At 41.9% G+C, this 18877-nt stretch carries 24 protein-coding genes; 11 read left to right on the top strand and 13 right to left on the bottom strand.

Going from position 1 to position 18877, the window contains the following annotated elements; translation table 11 throughout:
• The first annotated feature begins 162 nt into the window (after nt 1–162).
• Nucleotides 163–786 (top strand): DedA family protein, encoded by a 624-nt coding sequence (locus tag ACR42H_RS23030; RefSeq protein WP_113883592.1) that lies wholly within the window; start codon nt 163–165, stop codon nt 784–786.
• Nucleotides 787–821: 35 nt separating this feature from the next.
• Here ACR42H_RS23030 and ACR42H_RS23025 read toward each other — a convergent pair whose 3' ends face one another.
• Complete coding sequence (locus ACR42H_RS23025) at nt 822–1004, bottom strand: hypothetical protein (RefSeq protein ID WP_009331661.1); 183 nt, start codon at nt 1002–1004, stop codon at nt 822–824.
• A 106-nt stretch (nt 1005–1110) separates the two neighbouring features.
• On the opposite strand from ACR42H_RS23025, the gene ACR42H_RS23020 reads away from it, so the two are divergent.
• Nucleotides 1111–1494, top strand: coding sequence for a hotdog fold thioesterase (locus ACR42H_RS23020; RefSeq protein WP_009331660.1), 384 nt, complete (start codon nt 1111–1113; stop codon nt 1492–1494).
• A 40-nt stretch (nt 1495–1534) separates the two neighbouring features.
• Here the strand turns inward: ACR42H_RS23020 and mnhG are convergent, their stop codons facing one another.
• The 7 genes from mnhG to ACR42H_RS22985 are packed head-to-tail and all read right to left on the bottom strand — an operon-like array spanning nt 1535 to nt 7288.
• Entirely contained in the window at nt 1535–1906 is a 372-nt protein-coding gene (mnhG, locus tag ACR42H_RS23015) for a monovalent cation/H(+) antiporter subunit G (protein ID WP_113883591.1), read from the bottom strand.
• Entirely contained in the window at nt 1890–2174 is a 285-nt protein-coding gene (locus tag ACR42H_RS23010) for a Na(+)/H(+) antiporter subunit F1 (RefSeq protein WP_113883590.1), read from the bottom strand. Before ACR42H_RS23010 ends, mnhG begins: the two co-directional genes overlap by 17 nt.
• Complete coding sequence (locus tag ACR42H_RS23005) at nt 2174–2650, bottom strand: Na+/H+ antiporter subunit E (protein WP_113883589.1); 477 nt, start codon at nt 2648–2650, stop codon at nt 2174–2176. The genes ACR42H_RS23010 and ACR42H_RS23005 overlap by 1 nt, the downstream gene beginning before the upstream one ends.
• A gap of 2 nt (nt 2651–2652) precedes the next feature.
• Nucleotides 2653–4146: a Na+/H+ antiporter subunit D gene (locus tag ACR42H_RS23000; RefSeq protein WP_113883588.1), complete on the bottom strand. Its 1494-nt coding sequence runs from the start codon at nt 4144–4146 to the stop codon at nt 2653–2655.
• On the bottom strand, nt 4139–4477 hold the full coding sequence (locus tag ACR42H_RS22995) for a Na(+)/H(+) antiporter subunit C (RefSeq protein WP_113883587.1): 339 nt from the start codon (nt 4475–4477) through the stop codon (nt 4139–4141). Before ACR42H_RS22995 ends, ACR42H_RS23000 begins: the two co-directional genes overlap by 8 nt.
• On the bottom strand, nt 4477–4899 hold the full coding sequence (locus ACR42H_RS22990; RefSeq protein ID WP_436373428.1) for a Na(+)/H(+) antiporter subunit B: 423 nt from the start codon (nt 4897–4899) through the stop codon (nt 4477–4479). The genes ACR42H_RS22995 and ACR42H_RS22990 overlap by 1 nt, the downstream gene beginning before the upstream one ends.
• Complete coding sequence (locus ACR42H_RS22985; protein WP_436373426.1) at nt 4886–7288, bottom strand: Na+/H+ antiporter subunit A; 2403 nt, start codon at nt 7286–7288, stop codon at nt 4886–4888. The genes ACR42H_RS22990 and ACR42H_RS22985 overlap by 14 nt, the downstream gene beginning before the upstream one ends.
• A gap of 448 nt (nt 7289–7736) precedes the next feature.
• Between ACR42H_RS22985 and ACR42H_RS22980 the strand changes: the two genes are divergently transcribed.
• A complete protein-coding gene (locus ACR42H_RS22980) occupies nt 7737–7958 on the top strand; it encodes a hypothetical protein (RefSeq protein WP_019380053.1) in 222 nt (73 codons plus the stop codon).
• 43 nt (nt 7959–8001) lie between these two features.
• Here ACR42H_RS22980 and ACR42H_RS22975 read toward each other — a convergent pair whose 3' ends face one another.
• Nucleotides 8002–8544 carry a hypothetical protein gene (locus ACR42H_RS22975; RefSeq protein WP_436373424.1) on the bottom strand — a complete coding sequence of 181 codons (543 nt, stop codon included), beginning with the start codon at nt 8542–8544 and terminating at the stop codon, nt 8002–8004.
• A gap of 164 nt (nt 8545–8708) precedes the next feature.
• Here ACR42H_RS22975 and ACR42H_RS22970 point away from each other — a divergent pair, with 164 nt between their 5' ends.
• Entirely contained in the window at nt 8709–9266 is a 558-nt protein-coding gene (locus ACR42H_RS22970) for a DUF5366 family protein (RefSeq protein ID WP_436373422.1), read from the top strand.
• Nucleotides 9267–9315: 49 nt separating this feature from the next.
• Here the strand turns inward: ACR42H_RS22970 and ACR42H_RS22965 are convergent, their stop codons facing one another.
• The gene (locus ACR42H_RS22965) at nt 9316–11172 is read right to left on the bottom strand and encodes a transglycosylase domain-containing protein (RefSeq protein ID WP_436373420.1); all 1857 of its coding nucleotides are present in this window, start codon (nt 11170–11172) and stop codon (nt 9316–9318) included.
• Nucleotides 11173–11367: 195 nt separating this feature from the next.
• On the opposite strand from ACR42H_RS22965, the gene kapD reads away from it, so the two are divergent.
• Entirely contained in the window at nt 11368–11988 is a 621-nt protein-coding gene (gene kapD, locus ACR42H_RS22960) for a 3'-5' exonuclease KapD (RefSeq protein WP_113883580.1), read from the top strand.
• 38 nt (nt 11989–12026) lie between these two features.
• On the opposite strand, the gene ACR42H_RS22955 is transcribed toward kapD, so the two are convergent.
• Nucleotides 12027–12407 (bottom strand): kinase-associated lipoprotein B, encoded by a 381-nt coding sequence (locus ACR42H_RS22955; protein ID WP_113883579.1) that lies wholly within the window; start codon nt 12405–12407, stop codon nt 12027–12029.
• Nucleotides 12408–12528: 121 nt separating this feature from the next.
• Here ACR42H_RS22955 and ACR42H_RS22950 point away from each other — a divergent pair, with 121 nt between their 5' ends.
• The 5 genes from ACR42H_RS22950 (at nt 12529) to ACR42H_RS22930 (ending at nt 15745) form a co-directional block, all read left to right on the top strand.
• Entirely contained in the window at nt 12529–13263 is a 735-nt protein-coding gene (locus tag ACR42H_RS22950) for a peptidylprolyl isomerase (protein ID WP_436373418.1), read from the top strand.
• An 82-nt stretch (nt 13264–13345) separates the two neighbouring features.
• A complete protein-coding gene (locus ACR42H_RS22945) occupies nt 13346–13555 on the top strand; it encodes a hypothetical protein (protein WP_009331645.1) in 210 nt (69 codons plus the stop codon).
• A gap of 81 nt (nt 13556–13636) precedes the next feature.
• Entirely contained in the window at nt 13637–14200 is a 564-nt protein-coding gene (locus ACR42H_RS22940; protein WP_113883577.1) for a superoxide dismutase family protein, read from the top strand.
• A 99-nt stretch (nt 14201–14299) separates the two neighbouring features.
• A complete protein-coding gene (locus tag ACR42H_RS22935) occupies nt 14300–14674 on the top strand; it encodes a PH domain-containing protein (protein WP_113883576.1) in 375 nt (124 codons plus the stop codon).
• Between the two features lie 90 nt (nt 14675–14764).
• On the top strand, nt 14765–15745 hold the full coding sequence (locus ACR42H_RS22930) for a nuclease-related domain-containing protein (protein WP_436373415.1): 981 nt from the start codon (nt 14765–14767) through the stop codon (nt 15743–15745).
• Between the two features lie 682 nt (nt 15746–16427).
• Here the strand turns inward: ACR42H_RS22930 and ACR42H_RS22925 are convergent.
• A complete protein-coding gene (locus ACR42H_RS22925) occupies nt 16428–17597 on the bottom strand; it encodes a MalY/PatB family protein (RefSeq protein ID WP_436373413.1) in 1170 nt (389 codons plus the stop codon).
• A 115-nt stretch (nt 17598–17712) separates the two neighbouring features.
• Between ACR42H_RS22925 and ACR42H_RS22920 the strand changes: the two genes are divergently transcribed.
• Nucleotides 17713–17973 (top strand): DUF1871 family protein, encoded by a 261-nt coding sequence (locus ACR42H_RS22920; RefSeq protein WP_113883573.1) that lies wholly within the window; start codon nt 17713–17715, stop codon nt 17971–17973.
• A gap of 53 nt (nt 17974–18026) precedes the next feature.
• On the opposite strand, the gene ACR42H_RS22915 is transcribed toward ACR42H_RS22920, so the two are convergent.
• Nucleotides 18027–18875, bottom strand: coding sequence for an alpha/beta fold hydrolase (locus ACR42H_RS22915; RefSeq protein ID WP_113883572.1), 849 nt, complete (start codon nt 18873–18875; stop codon nt 18027–18029).
• Nucleotides 18876–18877 lie beyond the last annotated feature (2 nt).

Genomic DNA, 18877 nt, shown 5'->3' with positions numbered 1-18877 from the left:
ACACCTTGCATAGATAAAAAGGGTTTGCATAGTGTGCATTAGAAAGGCAATTTTTATAAGGATTGATATAATTAGAAAAGGGGTAAAAGAACCGCATGAAGAATATATTAATGTAATGAATATAAATAAGTGAGCACTGCTTGCATAGATGGGAGGCCCCGGATGGAACTGGAACTGATATTGGAGATCATTGAGAATAACGGATATTTGGGGCTGTTTCTTTGGCTTTGGGTAGGGGTCTTTATTTTTCCTGTGCCAAATGAAGTGATTGTAATGACTGTTGGCCTTTCTTCCTCTTTAAAGACACTTCACCCTGTGCTTGCTTTCATTGTCATTTATCTTGGCATCTTGGCTGCATTGTCAACCTGTTATACAATCGGGCGTTTGATCGGGAGGCCACTGCTGAAATACTTTCAAAAAAGTAAAAGAATGTCTAAAATGATTGATGCTTCTTTAAAACTAATGGAAAAGTATCATGCCTTTTCCCTCTCCTTCAGTTATTTTGTTCCGGGTATCAGAAATTTCCTCCCTTTCTTATACGGCTTCAGTAAATTGCCATTTAAAAAATTCGCTTTATTTGCCTACAGCGGCGCTCTGATCTGGCTGTCAGTGACTTTCACGATCGGCTATATATTTGGAGATCATATTGATGCCATCATCAAACATGAAAAAGAATTACTGCTTGGCCTGGCAGGCTTTACTTTGCTCTTTCTCATTTTCCGCTTCACCAGAAGAAAGCGCGGGAAGGAGCAGGAAAAACTGCATGATCAGGGGTTGGGACTGTAATATAAAAAGGCAGCCTGGAAAGCTGCCTTTTTTATTTAATACTGATTGCGGTGCTCAACCAGGTCGATGGCTCCCAGTACAATATGGGCGAGCCCGAAACCAACGATGGTATCTGATAACATGTTATTGGTTCTGCGGTTTTGTTTCATTGCATATCCAGCCGCAGTAACAGCGGTGCCGAGAACAGTTGGAATTAATCCTTCGCGAACGCGATTCATGACGGTCACCTCTTTTTTATGATTGTCCTACAGGACATACATAGTTTGTTCTTATATAATGAAGTATAGTATGACAACATTTTACATATGGAAAGGGGATAGGGGAATGGAGCTGAAAGATACATTAATCGAAACACTCGGAATGGAAATCGTGTCACTTGAAAAGGGCCGTGTAGTTGCTACCATGCCTGTTGATGAACGCACCCGCCAGCCGTTTGGCCTGCTGCATGGAGGGGCGTCTGTCGCCCTTGCGGAAACTGTTGCAAGCATTGGAGCATTTGAACTTTGCGACAAAGAAACGGAATCTGTTGCAGGGCTTGAAATCAATGCCAACCATATACGTGCTAAAAAGGATGGAATTGTGACGGCCGTTGCAACAGTGCTGCATCAGGGAAGAACCACAATGGTATGGGATATCAAAATAACGGATGAAAATGACAAGCTGATTTGTACATCCAGATGCACAATGGCCGTAATTAAAAGAAAATAAAATAAAAAAACCGCAAGAGGATTTCTTGCGGTTTTCCTATTTATGATTGTTCCTTGCTGCCTGCCTTTTTCATATGTGGTGCATCTTTTAAGTCATCCTGTACACTTTTATCCCATAGCTCTACACCGGAGTTATAAGCTGCCCGGGCGATTAAATGCCCGGCTACAGGTGATGTCATGAAGATGAATATAATTCCGAGCAGCACTCTGGAATTGAAAAAGCCATCTTTAATATAAAAGAACAGCAGGGCTCCGAGCAGTATGGACATAACCCCCAGTGTTGCGGACTTTGATGCCGCATGGTTCCTGGTATAAATATCAGGAAGCCTGATAACACCATATGCTGCGACAAGGCTTAAAAAGGCTCCCAGAATAATCAGCACAATAATGACAATATTAGCGATCTCGATCATTTTCGATAATAACCCCCTTCTCCAGATATTTAGAGAAGGCTACGGTCCCAATAAAGGCAAGGATCCCGATCAGAAGGATAACCTCCACATACGCACTTGTATTAAGGGCGATCGAAATCAATGCAACAATTGCAACAAGATTTATGCCAATTGCATCAAGTGCAACCACACGGTCTGGTGTGGTTGGCCCTTTAATCACTCTGTAAACCAAACCGATGGTGGCAGCCGAAATGATAAGGATGGCACTTAGAACAATAGTATTCAGCATTATCGGCTCACCTCCAAGATTGCTTTTTCAAACGAGTTTCTTATTGAATCAATGGTTTCCTCTGCATCTTCAATATCAATTGCATGAATGTAAAGAATCTTATTATCCGGGGATACGTCTACAACCAATGTCCCTGGAGTTAATGTGATCAAATTCGATAGCACTGTAATTTCCCAGTCCTTTTTCAGGACAGTGGGGTAGGCAAAAATGCCTGGACGCATATCAAGCTGGGGTCTTAACAATACTTTGAGCACCCCGATGTTCGCTAAGATAAGCTCTTTGATGAAAAGAAACAAAAGATTGATTACTGCCACAACTCTTAATAGATAAAAGCGTGAATCGAAAAATCTTCTGAAAGTAAAGATGATGAGCAGGCCAAAAAGGTATCCTTTAAGGAACGCAACCGGTTCGTATGATCCTGTTAAAAACATCCACATAAACCCAAGGAACACATTTAATAATATTTGAAATGCCATACTCAATACTCCTTTAAAACTGCTTCAATATATATTTCTGGATTTGCAAGAGTTTCAGCAGCCTGTAAGATATACGGATAAACATACTCCGAGCCGGCTCCGTAGAAAACGGCAATGACAACAAGGATAACTGGGGCAATCATCATTTTGCCGACAGGAACTTTGTCTTCCCCTTTATAGGCGCGAGGTGTACCCCAAAAGCCATTAATAAAGATTTTCATGATTGAAAACAGCACAAGAAGACTGGACATTAAAACAATCCCTGCTCCCCAGTAATGTTCTGCTTCGAAACCGCCTTTAATAATTAGAAGCTTTCCAACAAAGCCGCTTAACGGCGGGATCCCCGCAAGTGCAAGCGCTGCGATGAAGAAGGTCCAGCCCAGACCAGGATAGCGCTTGATCAACCCGCTTATCTTATGCAAGTTGCTTGTACCCGCTATCGCTATAATGATGCCGGCAAGTAAAAATAAAGCCGCCTTAATAATCATATCATGAATCAAATAGAAGATGGACCCGGTAAGGGAATCAGTCGTCATCGCTGATACTCCAAACAAAATCGCCCCTACAGCAATGATGATATTGTAGATGATTATTTTCTTAATATCCCAGTAGGCAATTGCTCCAATGACTCCGGCGATGATCGACATAATCGCCAAAAAGCTCAAGAGCTGATGGGTAAAGCCAGTATCATGATAAAAGAACAACGTATAGGTTCTTGTGATGGAGTAAACTCCGACTTTTGTCAGCAGAGCTCCGAATAAAGCCAAAACAGGAGCAGGCGGTGCATAGTAAGAGCCCGGCATCCAGAAATATAAAGGAAAAATGGCTCCTTTCAATCCAAATACGATTAAAAATAGCACAGCAATCACTGTTATGATTCCTGGGGGATTCCCTTGGCTGGCTTCGCTGATGCGGACGGATATATGCGCCATATTGAGCGTTCCTACAACAGAATAAAGATAGGCTACAGCTATAACAAACAGTGCAGAAGATATAACATTTACAAGGATATATTTAATGGACTCCCTAAGCTGTGCCTTCTTTCCTCCCAGTACAAGCAAAACATAGGAAGCCATCAGCATAACCTCGAAAAATACGAAAAGGTTGAAGATATCTCCAGTTGTAAAGGCACCGTTTACGCCAACAATTAAAAAGTTGAATGCAGCATAATAGTAAAACTTCTCCCTGGCTTCCCCGATGCTCCAAAATGAATAAATCAAGCATAGAAATGCGATTATACTGGTTGTCAGCACCAGCAGAGCTGACATCATGTCAGAAACAAGCGTGATCCCAAACGGAGCCTCCCAGCTTGAAACATCCAGCGTTTGTATCCCGTCAACTCGAACCTTCTGAACCAGCAAGGCAGAAAGAATGATCGCAATCACTGATGAAATGCCTGCAATCCACCTTTGCAGCATGATTCTTTTAGCGGCGAAGATGAGAAGGACACCCGTAACTAAAGGGATCAGGATGGGCAATATCAAAAAGTTAATCATTTCCTTCAGTTCCTCTCATTCGATCCATATTATCAGTGCCAAGCTCCTGGTAGGCACGGTATGCCAGTACAAGGAAAAACGCGGTGACCCCGAAGCTGATTACAATTGCCGTCAGGATAAGAGCCTGGGGAATCGGATCGGTATAGGGTGCGTTTTCACCCAGCAGCGGGGCAGATCCTGTTTTTAAACCGCCCATCGTTAAAATCAGCATATGTGCCCCATGACTTAAAAGCCCGGTCCCGACAATAATGCGCAGCAAGCTTTTTGACAGCATAAGATAAGTAGCTGACATAAATAAAATTCCAATTACGAAAGCCATTAATATTTCCATTATTCATCCTCCCCTATCGTTTGAATAATGGTCATCGTAACGCCAACAACAACCAGAAAAACACCCAGGTCAAACAGTGTAGCTGTATGGAGGGACGTGTCCCCTAGTACTGGCAAGTCAACATGTCCAAAAGCATGGGTAAGGAAAGGGACATTAAATAGCAATGCTCCCGCTCCTGTACCAATTGCAAAAAGCAGTCCAACTGCAGTCATGTGTATATAATTGACAGGAAGAATCTTTGAGACTGTTTTCATGTCGAAAGCCAGCAGCAGCAGCACGATTGCCCCCGATGTCAGCAAACCGCCAACGAATCCGCCGCCAGGTGTATAATGGCCGGCAAAAAAGATATGGATAGAGAAAAGAACAATGAGAAACAAAACTACTTTCGTAGCAGTCTGCAAAATAATATCATTTGTTTTCATTTTTCTTTCCTCCTTCCAGGCGAAGTTTAATCATAGCGAAAATGCCAAGAGCTGCAATTCCAAGAACCGTAATTTCAAACATGGTATCAAACCCCCGGAAATCAACAAGAATAACGTTTACCATGTTTTTCCCGGCTGCTTCCTTATACGTATTCTCGACGTAATATTTTGCAATTGAAGGAAACATCTTATTGCTGTGGGCAGATAGGGCAATCATCGTGACAATCGCACCTACCCCGACAGAAATAAGGGCATTCGTCATTTTAAATCTTATCCGCTCCTCATGCCGAAGCTTAGGCAGATGGTAGAAAGCAAGCAGGAATAAAGAGACAGAAATCGTCTCGATTACAAGCTGTGTTAGTGCAAGGTCAGGCGCACGGAAAATAACAAAGAACAATGAAACGGTATATCCGACTGCCCCAAGCAGAATGATGGATGTCATTCTGGATTTTACAAAAAGAATGGAAACAGATGCAGCAGCGATGACTAATGCCAGCAGAACCTCAGCATAATGGATGGTGGCCACTTCGCTCGTATCGAATTTAAAAGCATCTTTCAGAACCAGTGTGGCAGCCAAAGCCACAATAAAAAATGAAAAAATATACACAAGATAGGTTCTGATAAATCCGTTCATATATAATTTTGTTAAGTTGAAGGAAGCCCTTTGTGATACTTCCAGCATAGAATCGTAAAAGCGATTTAGCGCCAACTTCTCAGGGAACAAATTATACACACTTCTCCACTTCGGCAGAGTGACAAAAAGCAGTATGCCCAATGTAATAACACCCAAAGTCATGAACAGCTCAGGCGTGAATCCATGCCAGAAGTATATATGAGTATCATACACATACCCTTCAACAGGCATGATGGCTGCCTGTGCAGGAGAGATGAGCGTGTTTGAAATAATATTAGGGAAGAAACCGATAATGATCACTAGTGAAGCCAGGATAATCGGTGATATGAGCATCCCGATTGGAGCTTCGTGCGGTTTCTTTTCTAATTGTTCAGGCTGGAACTTGCCTGTGAACGTCTTGAATACAAGAATCATGCTGTAAATAAATGTGAATACACTTGCCACCCAGGCAAGAACAGGGAACAAGAAACCCCATGTATCCAAATTGAAAATATCCATTTCAAGAACACGGACCATTCCTGTGAAGAACATTTCCTTACTTAAGAACCCATTAAAAGGAGGAAGTCCGGCCATGGAAAATGTGCCGATAATCGCCAAAGTAAAGGTAATCGGCATAAAATTCATCAGACCGCCAAGCTTGCGGATATCACGGGTGCCGGTTTCGTGGTCTACGATTCCAGCAACCATGAATAGACTTCCTTTAAAGGTGGCATGGTTGATCAAATGAAAGACAGCAGCTGTAGTGGCAACCGTAAAAATACTGTCTTCTACTGTTTCGAAGTGAAGTGCTGCAGCGCCAATGCCGAGAAGGGACATGATCATCCCCAGCTGGCTGACTGTTGAGAAAGCCAGGATGGCTTTAAGGTCAGTCTGTTTGACAGCTGAGAAAGAACCCCAGAATAATGTTGTAATGCCAAATCCTGCAATGAGCCAGAGCCAGAGCGAGTGCTCCGCAAATACCGGACTCATACGTGCTACTAAATAAATGCCTGCTTTAACCATGGTTGCCGAATGCAGATATGCACTGACGGGTGTTGGTGCTTCCATGGCATCCGGGAGCCAGATGTGAAATGGAAATTGTGCAGACTTGGTAAAAGCCCCAAGCAAAATGCAGAGCAAAGCAGGAACGAATAATGCGTGTGAAAATATCTCATCTGATTGAGCAATAATTTCGGAAATGCTGAAAGTACCTGTCATCAAATAAAGAAGTATGATGCCTCCAAGCATAGAAAGACCGCCGAAAACCGTGATGATCATCGACTTCTGTGCACCATATCTTGATTTCTCTCTGTGGTACCAGTACCCGATTAGCAGGAATGAAGAAAAGCTCGTAAATTCCCAGAAAGTATAAAGCACAATCAAGTTATCCGAAAGGACAACTCCAAGCATAGCTCCCATAAATAGAAGCAAGTAAACATAGAAGGTGTTCAGTTTTTCTTTACTTTTATCCAAGTAATAGATGGAATACAGAACAACCAAGGCTCCTATTCCGGTGATCAGCAAAGCAAAAAGCAAACCAAGACCGTCTACTTTTGCCGTGAAATCGATTCCAAGAGTGGGAATCCATGAAAAAGATTTTGTGACGGATTGCTGATTGGAGGTGATGGATAAATAAGAGATAAAATAACTGAATAAAAGGATTGGCAGAGGAAGTACGAACCAACCCGTATGTATCTGCCTAAACAGCTTGTACGCAATAGGCACAAGGATGGCAAGCAAAAATGGTGAAATTATTGCCAGGTGAAGCAGAGACAAAACATTACCCCCTTTAAATTAATTGTGTGTTAACCCAACAAAGCATCCTAGTATGCAGCTTAATGAAACGGCTATATGGCATCTGACAGTTCAGCATATTTGGAAAACTGTATTTTTCTTCCGCAGCATGTATAAAACTTTTTCCGCGATAAAAGCGCTTAATAAAAGTTTTTCCACCTTCCCCCATATTATCCAGACAGGGCAGGCAAGACAGGCGTGCCATAATCGTCATTACTATCCGCTCATGCACCTCAGAACAAATTATAACCTAAAAATAAAGACTGTGCATTCTTCAAACCCTTATCAGTAAAGGATTTATCCATTCTTATTAAATAGGTAGAAACACGAATTAATCAGGAAAAATTTTTTTAAAAAAATGTCTCTAAAAACAGCATTTTTGTATAAAAAAACATTGATCAACGCACACTACTTTTAGGTGGTGTTGTGCATGATTAAGCATAAAATTTCAGCAGCCATTACAATCTTTGCCCTTCTGTTTGCAGGCGCCTGGATATTGGACCACCAAACCAAAAGGGAATTCTATATTCCGGCAGACGAAGAAGAAGTGGTAGAATTATTACCGGCAAATTACGAAATGGAAGCTGAAAATAAGCAAAAGCTGAAGGTGTTTGAACCGAGAGAATATGTGAGGATACAGACAGCATCATAACAAGAAGAGGATGAGATATGACTCATCCTCTCTTACTGCTGTATTAAAATTTGCTTTGGCCGCGGTTATGAAAGATCATGATGAATAGCGGGACAGTAATGATGAAGGAAAGAAAGAATAAGATGAGAAATTTGGAGAAGGGCGTAATATTTTTCTCAATATCGTCTGCATACAGTTCAAAAAAATCCCTGATTGATTCATTGCCGAGTACATTGGATGCTGTCAGGAATTCATTATTGTCATAATCATAGTATAAGAAATCCTTTTTCTTAAAAATAAATAAGCCATCTCTTTTTTGTTCTAATTCCAAAAAAACAATTCCAATATGAGATGAATATTCTTCAATTTCCTCTTCATTTTCTGATGTTTGAGGGTCATCAGATGTAACAATCTTTGTTACTTGCCCCTGCATCCCGTATGCATCAATAACTGAAAAAGAGTCTTCGCTGTAATAATGGACAGTGCTGCGAAGCTGTTCTTCAAGTATGTCCTCGAACTCTTTTTCAGCATCAGCAGCTTTTGCTGGCATAAGGTACTGAACTGACAGCAAGACGGCAAACAAAAAACAGCATATTCCTTTTTTCATTTCCTTCCCCCTTTTTCTCTATTAAATGCAAAACTTACTAGAATATGGTTTATGTCTATGCCGGGAAACATGGAAATATACAGATTGGATAGCTATTGTAAAAATTATGAAAATATCTGATAATAGATAGCTAGAGCAAAGAAAGACATATATGGATGGGGAAAATGAAAAATACATATCTGACGAGTTATTTTCCGCTCTTGGCGATTGTTTTGTTTAGTACTTCTCTGGCATTAAAAACTCAGATGGAATTAGTCTATTTCCTGGAAAAGACAGGGATTTACCAGGGGATGCTAGAGTTCTTTTCAGAAGGCGGCGTAAAGCTGTCACTTACGGTCCTGCTCCTGGTCCTTTTTTTTATGGTGTTTGCAGCCTTGAAATTGGTGGCGGATACAATCAATGGACTGTCACTTCTGTTCTTTTCTAAAGATCTGGAAGGGGAAAGTCTGACAAAGTCAAGGCAAGGTTCGGCCATCTATTTTATTGGAGGCGCTTTCTCGCTTTTGAGTTTGTTCAGTTATATCGGGATTGGCATCTTTTTTGCGGCCGCTACCTTTCTTTATTTCAGTTATTTTGTTTATAAAGCCAGTTCTTCATTGACTGCAGCAGGCATTGCTGGTGTGATTTTTTTTCAGGTTATAGTCTGGTCTTCTCTTTTAACAGGGATACTCTATCTTTCTTTGAAAATATACAACAGCATCATGGCCAGTCTGCCGATATAGGAAAAGGAGGCCGCAGAAAGGGCCTCCTTTTTAAGGTAAACAATTCAATTTAATCAGACATTATATCCTTCCAAATCAGCAGCTGGGGAGAAGACGTTTCGATAGCAGCCAGATTGCCGGGCCGATCTTTTCCAACCCAGACACCTGCTGTATACTGGCCTGTTAAGCCCACGAACCAGTAATCATGATAGCCATTAGTGGTTCCTGTTTTGCCGCCGGCATATCCAATTGGCAGACGTGCTTTCCGTGCAGTGCCGGATTGAACGGTCCTGGCCATTAAATCCCTCACTTTTTCTATCGTTTTTTCGCTCCAAACTTGCGTTTTAGAATCCTCCCAGCTATAAAGCAATTTTCCTTTCAGGTCAGTGATTTTACGGATGGCTCTTGCAGGCTGGTAATAACCATCATTTGCAAACACAGTATATGCTGATGTGAGCTCAAGCGGTGTCATTCCGTATGTAAATCCGCCTATAGCTGCAGAAAGAGCATGATCCTTCTCTGAAACCATTTTAAAACCAAACTTATCTAAGTCACGAAAACCATTTTCAATTCCAATGTCGTCCAGCAGTCTTACTGCAGGTGTATTATATGAATAAATAAAGGCTTTTTCGAGTGTGGTCAATCCATAGCGGGCACCGCCATAATTCTGGGGGCAATACCCATTTTTGCAGAAAGGGCCTGCATTCACTTGATCATGAATACCTGCGCTGGTGTGCTCAAAATAGGGTGCATAAACAAGGAGCGGCTTAATAGCGGAACCAGGCTGCCTGTATGCCTGAAAAGCTCGATTAAAGTTATATTTCTTATAATTTTTTCCGCCTGCGAGAGCTGTAATTTCATGTGATCCATTATCGATCACGGCTGCTGCACCTTCCACATCCTTGTAGGTCAGGCGCTTATTAAGGGAATTTACAGCCTTTTCCTGAAGGGCAGGATTCAGGGCAGTTTCAATGATTATGCCTTGCTTCATTATTTGGGATATTCTCTTATCAAGCTTGGCGCTCAATGATGCTTTTTCCTGTTCACCTGCTTTAAGGAGCTTATCCTGATAGCCTTCTTTAATAGAAATTAAATCCCGCAGCTCCGCTTCGACATATGAAACATAATCTGGATATAAATCTATTCTTTGTTTGACCTGAAGCTGAATCCGTTCACTTTTCATCGTCTCTGCTACCTTAGAGGAAATCAGCTGTTTTTCCTTTAGTTGATCAATCAGCCGCTCTTGTCTTTCTTTTGTATGGTCAAAGTGTTTTATAGGATCATATAAGGATGGATTGTTTGGGATGGCGGCCAAAAAAGCTTCTTGAGCTTTGGTCAGGTCTTTGGCGCTTTTTTTAAAATAAAGCTGGGATGCAGCCTCAATTCCGTAAGCTCCATTATGGAAATAAATTGCATTAATATACAAATCCAGAATTTTTTCTTTGGATAATTTCCGCTCCAGCTCATATGCATATAGGAGTTCACTGAGTTTGCGGTTATAGGATTGTTCATGACTCAGAAAAATATTACGAGCCAGCTGCTGAGTAATGGTGCTGGCACCCTGTTCGATATCACCCGATTGGATGTTGATGGCCAGGGCACGTCCAATGGCAGCGATATCGAATCCGGCATGATCATAAAAGTGCTGATCCTCCGCTGTGATAAATATATTTTTAAGAAAAGGGGAAATGTCACCTGGCGATAGGCTGATTCTGTTTACCGGATGATCCATTTCAGAGATTACTTGGCCGTTGCCTGCTTTAATATAACTTGTCTGGGGCAGGATGGCTTCTTTTATTTCAAGCTTTTCATCCAGCAGCTCATGAAACCCCTGGACCTTTTGCGATTCAGCAGAGACAGCAAATATCAGTAAAGAAAAAATAGGAAGCAAAAGAATGATAATCATAAATCCAGACCAGGAACGCAAAGGAATCCGCCTCCGATATTTTGAACTTCTATCCTATTTTTCGGCTTTTTTTCTAAGGAGTTAAGTTTTTTTAAAGAAGACAGACCCTGCTGAAAAATTCCGGTTTAAATGCAATTTACTCAGAAAATTGAAATATTTCATGCTATAATATAAGAAATTATGTGCGTGAATTTTCAATGGAAAGCAGGTGAAAACATGGGGGAGGAACACCAATATCTATTTATTGATTTTGAATTTACCATGCCTGAGAAAGGCAGTGCTTTCAGAGGGTTTTTTCCGGAAATTATCGAAGCGGGAATTGTATCAGTCATCAGCAATCAAGTTTGTGAAGAGTTCTCTTCATATGTAACTCCTATCCGGTTTCCGAAATTGTCCGAGCGTTGCAAATCCTTTCTCCATATAACACAGGAACAGGTAGACCAGGGCATCGATTTTCTTGAACTGGTGAAAAAAATGATGGATATGAACAGGAACCGTCCATGCACGATCGTTACGTGGGGAAATATGGATATGAAGGTGCTTAGAAATAATTGTGCCCACGCTGGAGTTGACTTTCCGTTCAGAGGCAGGGAAGTGGATCTTTCGATGGAATACAAACGTTTTTTCGGGGATCAAAACCAGACAGGATTATGGAAAGCCGTTCAGGAATACGGCAAAGAAGGAACAGGAAAACATCATCGAGCTTTGGATGATGCTTTAACGACTTACAATATTTTCAGATTGGTAGAAAAAGATAAGAAGTATCTGCAGAAGCCGGAACCTACTACAATTGGCGATCGGGTGGACTTCTCAAAACTGTTTAATAAATTTGCCTGACAAGCCAAATCCATCAAAACGATTTGGCTTGTTTTCATTTACTTAAAATAATCCTTCTCCAATGAGTCTAGATTCCTTATACTTTGTTCTGCCCAGGGTGAAGAATCTCCTTCCAGCTCCGTTCTCATTTTATCCAAAGCTATTTGCAGCGAATCCTTATAATCTGGTATTTCTTCTTCAAAAGGCTTTACCATCTGCTTAGGCACATTGGTCTGCTCTCTGAATGCAAGCGCGCGGCGCTCATGGAAAAGCATCACGTCTGCCTCTTTAGGATTATGCAAATCGCCCTGCATTGGATGCTTTATGACCGCAAGCACTCTGACCAGGTAATGCTGTGGCCGGATATCTGTAACTTCCCCGATATATTTGCCTGTTTTATAGATGGCTGTTACTTTGTCGCCGATCTTTACTTCTGCCAATCTAACCTCTCCTTTTCATTTTTCTTTAGCCCTATTATGAAGCTTGAAAAAACAAAGTGCAAATTTTCAATAAATCAGGTAAGCTAAAAAATGATTAGTTTTTTCATAGGAGGATGAGAAAATGAAATGGCGTTTTCTAACACCGCTTCTTTTTCTGATGCTGATTCTGGCAGCATGCGGGACAAGCACTGAAAAAGAAGAGGACAAGGCAAATGGCTCTGCTGCTGAAGAAAGCCAGACAGATAACCAGGCAAGCGAAGAAGCACCGGACAGCTTTCCGCAATTAACCGAAGAAGTCGAGGGAAATGAAAGACTGGTGGAAATGCAGACATCAAAAGGGAATATTAAAATTAAACTTTTCCCGGATCAGGCTCCCAAAGCGGTTGAAAATTTCATTAAGCATAGTGAAGATGGCTATTACGACGGCTTGATTTTTCACCGGGTCATTCAGGACTTTATGATTCAGGGCGGCGACCCTGAGGGAACCGGCATGGGCGGAGAGAGCATTTACGGTGAAGCATTTGAGGATGAATTCTCCAATGAGCTTTATAATATCCGCGGAGCTTTATCCATGGCGAATTCTGGTCCCAATACTAACGGAAGCCAATTCTTTATTGTTCAGAACACAACGCTTGATCCAAGCTTGAAAGAGAAAATGGAAAAGGCCGGTTATCCGGAAGAAATTATCAAAGCTTATGAAAAAGGCGGTACACCTTGGCTTGACAATAAGCACACCGTTTTTGGACAGGTTGTTGAGGGAATGGATGTAGTCGACAGTATCGCAGCAGTGGAAACTGCTGAACAGGACAAGCCTGCGGAAGATGTGGTCATTGAAAAGATAGAGGTTTTAAAATAAATGTATAAACATTGGACTGTGTAATCATTGCTGATATAATAATTCGGGTGGACACTGCTTTTAGCAGAAAGGATTGATTAGGATGTTGCAATGGTATGTACTGTCGCTGTTTCTATATTTTCCGGAAGATAAATCAGAATATGGCCCTGCAGCTGTAACGTTTGCCATCTTTTTAGTTGCGGCCATTCTTACAATGAGATTAATTATCCGTGTGTCAAAGCGCGAAGCAGCCAAGGCGAAAGAGCTTGAAGAGCGCATCGATAGGCAAAATAGACAAGGGGGGAACAGCTGAGCGGCTGTTCTTCTTTTTTTGTTTATTGATAAAGTGATTGGGCAACACTAAAGACAAAATGTCTTGATGGAGGATTTAATTATGAGAAAAGCGCTGATGCTTGGTTTTGTTCTTCTTCTGTCCGGCTGCGGGGAAGAGAACATTACGAATACGGAAGTGGAAATGTTTAATGCTGCAGGCGATTCATTAGGCACAATTAAGGTGCAGGAACAGGCGAGCGGAGTAAAATTGAGCGGGGATCTAAGCGGACTTCCGCCGGGGGAACTTGCCATACATATCCACGAAGAAGCAAAATGTGAACCACCTGATTTTAAATCGGCAGGAAATCATTTCAATCCTGACAATAAGGAGCATGGGCTGCTTCACCCCAAAGGATCACATGCGGGTGATCTTCCCAACCTGATAGTTGAGGATGACGGCAAGGCTAAGATTGACTTTATGGCGCCCCAGGTCACGTTAAAAGAAGACAAAAACTCTTTGCTGACAAAGGAAGGGACCTCCATTGTCATTCATGACGGACCAGATGATGGCATGACTCAGCCGGCAGGAGACTCAGGAGAACGCATTGCCTGCGGCCGGATTTCAAAAGATAAAGAAGAAGAAGGACAGAAAAAAGCACAGGACGATCAATCAACAGAAGAATAAATAATTGAAGGCTTTCCTGGGAGGGGGAGCCTTTATCACTGGGAATTTTCCCGAAGGATTCGTATAATGGAGTTAAACCTTATAATGGAGGTTGGTTAAATGGGAATTTTCGATGGTTTTATCGGCAATGCATCTGAAGCGGACATTAATGAGGTTCAGGAGGAATTTTCAGCAGTCCTTGCCCCGAGTGAACAGGTTGAAAAAGCCTACAGGCTCGTCCGCGATTTATTCATTTTTACAAACAAGCGCCTGATTCTGGTGGATAAGCAAGGAATTACAGGGAAAAAAATCGAGTATCATTCCATCCCTTACAAAAACATCACCCATTTTAGCATTGAAACCGCAGGCAGCTTCGATCTGGAGGCCGAATTAAAAATTTGGATCTCAGGATCAGGCGAACCACTTGAAAAGCATTTTAATAAGAACTTGAACATATACGAAGTGCAGAGCGTGCTTGCTGAATATGTACTATAAATCCCCTTGTTATTAAAACCAAGGGGATTTTGCTTATAGTCATGGTGGAATTTTCATAAAATTAAATTATCTTAATGAAGGATGTGAGTGATGATAAACAGACTCCGTTTCGAACCAAAGGAGCTGGAAATGCTCCGCTTTCTGTCCCGCCGCCTGGAGCTGCCTTTGAAAAATGAGAATCAGTATCTGCATTTAGAGAAGGGCTATGCAGGCGAGCTGCATTTTGACAGGGAGCTTCAGGACTTGCCGGGCTCCTGCATTATTCTAAATGATCTATTGCTGGAAAACAGCAATACCCATTTCCAAATCGATACACTCCTTATCGCCGGCGGCACTATATTCGTCTTTGAAGTTAAAAACTACGAAGGGGACTATTACATAGAAAGTGAAAGATGGTATTCCCTGCTATCCAAAACAGAAATAAAAAATCCCCTCCCTCAGCTGCAAAGAAGTGAAACCCTTTTACGAGGCCTTCTTAAAGAATTCGGCTACCATCTTCCCATCAAGTCACATCTGATCTTCATTAACCCCGGCTTTCAGCTTTATCAAGCTCCTATCACTATTCCTGCAGTATTTCCTGCGCAGATTAAACGATTCCTGGAGAAATTAAAAACAATTCCTAATGCGGCGAAATCGAGAAACCTGAAGCTGGCTGAACAGTTAAATGCCCGCTGCTTGAAGGAGAACCCCTATGTGCGAATTCCGGAATACACTTATGACCAATTGAGGAAAGGGATAATATGCAGTTCGTGTACTTCGTTTTTAGCCCCCTTTACTCAAGGCTACTTATCCTGCAGAGAATGTGGATTGAAAGAAAAGGTAGACACTGCGGTACTGAGAAGTGTAAAGGAATTTGCGGTTTTGTTTCCGGATAGGAAACTGACTACAAATACAATAGTGGATTGGTGCGGTGGTATTGGTTCTGGGAAAGTGGTGCAGAGGATATTGGGGAAAAATTATGAGAAAAAGGGGAGGGGGAAAGGTTCTTATTACCAAGCATGCCAAATGGAAGAAAAAGTGAATGGAGGTCACAGAGGGATGAACGCCGAAAATAAGGACTGCAAGAGATAAATGGTAGTTAATCGGATGGATTAACGCCGAAAAAAGGAGAAGGGAGAGAAAAATGGTAGTTAATCAGAGGGATTAACGCCGAAAATAAGGACTGCAAGAGATAAATGGTAGTTAATCGGATGGATTAACGCCGAAAAAAGGAGAAGGGAGAGAAAATGGTAGTTAATCAGAGGGATTAACGCCGAAAAAAGGACTGCAAGAGATAAATGGTAGTTAATCGGATGGATTAACGCCGAAAAAAGGAGAAGGGAGAGAAAATGGTAGTTAATCAGAGGGATTAACGCCGAAAGGGAGAGAAAATGGTAGTTAACCAGAGGGATTAACGCCGAAAAAAGGAGAAGGGAGAGAAAATGGTAGTTAATCGGATGGATTAACGCCGAAAATAGGAGAGGGGAGAGAAAATGGTAGTTAATCAGTGGGATTAACGCCGAAAATAAGGACTGCAAGAGATAAATGGTAGTTAATCGGATGGATTAACGCCGAAAAAAGGAGAAGGGAGAGAAAATGGTAGTTAATCAGAGGGATTAACGCCGAAAATAAGGACTGCAAGAGATAAATGGTAGTTAATCAGAAATATTTACGTTACGGAAAAAGAGAACCAAGAAAGAATGGCAATTATAAAAACCGCAAATATCCAGCACACAAAAAAAGCACGGCCTCAGCCGTGCCTCCACAAACACTATCACCCAAAAGCTCTTTTCAGCCTCTCCAGCCCTTCTGCCAATACCTCATGAGGGCAGGCGATATTCATTCGAACAAATCCTTCGCCGCCTGGACCGTATTTCGGGCCTGGTTCCAGGGCTAGTTTCCCTTTTTCCAAAAGGCTTTGACGCAGGTCGTCATCAGTTAATCCCAATCCTCGGCAATCAAGCCATAGAAGATATGTGCCATCTGGCTCCATCAAGCGAATACCCGGAAGGTGCTGCCCAATAAATTCTGCAGCAGTCCTTTTATTTTCTTCCAGATAATCCATTAAACCATCAAGCCATTCCCCACCATGGCGGTAAGCTGCTTCCATGCCGATAATTCCAAAAGCGGACAGCGTGAAGAATCCTTGCTTGTGCTGTTCTGCCTGAAAAGCCTTCCGCAGCTTCTCATTACTTATAATGGCAGCTGAAGCTTGAATTCCGGCAAGGTTCCAGGTTTTTGTGGGAGCTATGCAGGTGACTGTGAGTTCTGCAAATCGCGGATCCAGTGAAGCAATGGGATAATGCTTATGGCCTTTATAAATTAAATCAGAATGGATTTCGTCGGATAGAATAAGGCAATCATATGTAACACATAGCTCCCCTATTTTCCTCAGTTCCTCTTCTGTCCACATTCGGCCGCCCGGATTGTGCGGATTGCAGAGAAGGAATAGTTTCACGCCCTCTTTCAATTTGTTTTCAAAATCGGCAAAATCAATCTCGTACCGGCCATTCTCGAGTTTCAATTGAGAATTAACGACAGTGCGTCCATTCTGTTTAATCATCTCAATGAATGGAGTATATACCGGAGACTGCAGCAATACTTTATCCCCTTTTTCAGTGAAAGCCTGGATGGCAGTTGCGATGGAGGGAACCACTCCAGTGCTGTATAGAATCCACTCATTTTTGATTTTCCAGCCATGCCGCTTGTTCAGCCACAGTCCGATAGATTCTGCAGTTGAATCCGGCGCATACGTATATCCGTAGACCCCATGAGCCATTCGGTCTTCAATGGCTTTCTTTACTTCTTCGGGAGGCTGAAAGTCCATGTCTGCTACCCACATGGGCAATACATCGGATCTGCCAAAAACATCCTTGGTCAGATCCCACTTAACAGAAGCTGTATTTTCCCTGCTGATTTTTTGATGGAAATTAAAACGATTCAATCCTGTCACCGCCTTAAGAATTCTTTTATGTACCTTGACTCTATGATATGATATTGATACTAAAAATTAAAATATTGCGGCTTCAAATCGGCCGAATAATAAAAAGGTGATATACATGGAAAATCAGCAAACGAATCTTTTGCTTGTCTACACTCTGGATCAGTGGGATCCATTTGGAGCGGGGCCGGGCAATTATGATACTGAAATTGCGGATTCAGTCCAGGCAGTCCATGATTTAAATGATTTAATGAAATTGGCCAGGAAGATTCAATCCATTTATGAATTCTCGTTTGAGGAAATCATTCCTTTGGAAAAATGCAAAGAAATTTCCGGGCGTCTTCTGGAAATCAAGAATAATGGCACCTGTGCTATTTAAGATAAAAAACGGCAGCTCTCAGACCCTGGGGGCTGCCACTTTTATTTACAATACTATACACTCTCCTCTACCCGAATGGTATTCATAAAACTCCTGATGTGCTGAAGAACATCTTCCGGCCGCTCTTCCGGCACAAGATGCCCGGTATCTTTTAATACTACCAGCTTGGAATTTTTCAGATCCTTATTCAGCCGTTTGCCGATATGAAGCGGGACGACTCTGTCATGTTCTCCCCAAATTAATAGACAGGGCGTTTCTATTTTCTTCAATGCAGAGGCTGGCATATCGCCTTCCCTGTCGCGGATCATCCTGGTTAAAGCCCGGAAAATATCGTCTTCTAAAAATGGCGACAAATATCCGTAAAGCATTTCATCATCAATCATGGAATGATCGTAGACAACATTTTTTAAATTCTGCTTTACCCCTGAGCGTTGAAGATATAATTTAACATACAGATGAAAGAAAGGTATGTAGCTTGAAAAGATGATATGCGGCTTCATTCGTTTCATATATCCGGAACTGCAAAGCAATACTGCCTGGCCTACGAGTTCAGGCTTGGAGTGTGCCACATTTAAAACAATCTGTCCACCCATGGAATGGCCTATTAAAGTGACTTTTTCAAAGCCCAGCTTTTCTGATAAGCGGATAACCGTATCCGCCAAATTTTTGTAAGAATAGACGAACTGCTGGGATTTCCCGCTTTTGCCGAAGGGCGGTAAATCCATTGATACCACATTGAATTCCGTTTGCAGCAGAGGAATCAGCCTGCGATAACTAAAGGTGGATGACAGAAAACCATGAAGCAGCACCAGGGTATCCCTGGAGGAATCATGTTTGTAGTATTCATAATAAACATCTGTTCCATTAATAGGCTCTGTTCCTGAAAAGGTTGCTTGTTCCATTG

It is taken from the genome of Cytobacillus sp. BC1816, assembly GCF_051353635.1.
GTDB lineage: Bacteria > Bacillota > Bacilli > Bacillales > Cytobacillaceae > Cytobacillus > Cytobacillus oceanisediminis_C.
Note: the sequence above shows the minus strand (reverse complement) of the source record. Positions and strands in the feature narration are given on the sequence as shown.

Excerpts from the sequence above, each read along its gene's own strand:
- ACR42H_RS22930 (WP_436373415.1), top strand. The coding sequence starts at position 14,765 with ATGATAAACAGACTCCGTTTCGAACCAAAGGAGCTGGAAATGCTCCGC.
- ACR42H_RS23010 (WP_113883590.1), bottom strand. The coding sequence starts at position 2,174 with ATGCTGAATACTATTGTTCTAAGTGCCATCCTTATCATTTCGGCTGCC.
- ACR42H_RS23000 (WP_113883588.1), bottom strand. The coding sequence starts at position 4,146 with ATGATTAACTTTTTGATATTGCCCATCCTGATCCCTTTAGTTACGGGT.
- ACR42H_RS22970 (WP_436373422.1), top strand. The coding sequence starts at position 8,709 with ATGAAAAATACATATCTGACGAGTTATTTTCCGCTCTTGGCGATTGTT.
- ACR42H_RS22915 (WP_113883572.1), bottom strand. The coding sequence starts at position 18,875 with ATGGAACAAGCAACCTTTTCAGGAACAGAGCCTATTAATGGAACAGAT.
- ACR42H_RS22945 (WP_009331645.1), top strand. The coding sequence starts at position 13,346 with ATGTTGCAATGGTATGTACTGTCGCTGTTTCTATATTTTCCGGAAGAT.
- ACR42H_RS23020 (WP_009331660.1), top strand. The coding sequence starts at position 1,111 with ATGGAGCTGAAAGATACATTAATCGAAACACTCGGAATGGAAATCGTG.
- mnhG (WP_113883591.1), bottom strand. The coding sequence starts at position 1,906 with ATGATCGAGATCGCTAATATTGTCATTATTGTGCTGATTATTCTGGGA.
- ACR42H_RS23005 (WP_113883589.1), bottom strand. The coding sequence starts at position 2,650 with ATGGCATTTCAAATATTATTAAATGTGTTCCTTGGGTTTATGTGGATG.
- ACR42H_RS22935 (WP_113883576.1), top strand. The coding sequence starts at position 14,300 with ATGGGAATTTTCGATGGTTTTATCGGCAATGCATCTGAAGCGGACATT.
- ACR42H_RS23025 (WP_009331661.1), bottom strand. The coding sequence starts at position 1,004 with ATGAATCGCGTTCGCGAAGGATTAATTCCAACTGTTCTCGGCACCGCT.
- ACR42H_RS23030 (WP_113883592.1), top strand. The coding sequence starts at position 163 with ATGGAACTGGAACTGATATTGGAGATCATTGAGAATAACGGATATTTG.
- ACR42H_RS22920 (WP_113883573.1), top strand. The coding sequence starts at position 17,713 with ATGGAAAATCAGCAAACGAATCTTTTGCTTGTCTACACTCTGGATCAG.
- ACR42H_RS22980 (WP_019380053.1), top strand. The coding sequence starts at position 7,737 with ATGATTAAGCATAAAATTTCAGCAGCCATTACAATCTTTGCCCTTCTG.
- ACR42H_RS22940 (WP_113883577.1), top strand. The coding sequence starts at position 13,637 with ATGAGAAAAGCGCTGATGCTTGGTTTTGTTCTTCTTCTGTCCGGCTGC.
- ACR42H_RS22990 (WP_436373428.1), bottom strand. The coding sequence starts at position 4,899 with ATGAAAACAAATGATATTATTTTGCAGACTGCTACGAAAGTAGTTTTG.
- ACR42H_RS22995 (WP_113883587.1), bottom strand. The coding sequence starts at position 4,477 with ATGGAAATATTAATGGCTTTCGTAATTGGAATTTTATTTATGTCAGCT.
- kapD (WP_113883580.1), top strand. The coding sequence starts at position 11,368 with ATGGGGGAGGAACACCAATATCTATTTATTGATTTTGAATTTACCATG.
- ACR42H_RS22950 (WP_436373418.1), top strand. The coding sequence starts at position 12,529 with ATGAAATGGCGTTTTCTAACACCGCTTCTTTTTCTGATGCTGATTCTG.
- ACR42H_RS22975 (WP_436373424.1), bottom strand. The coding sequence starts at position 8,544 with ATGAAAAAAGGAATATGCTGTTTTTTGTTTGCCGTCTTGCTGTCAGTT.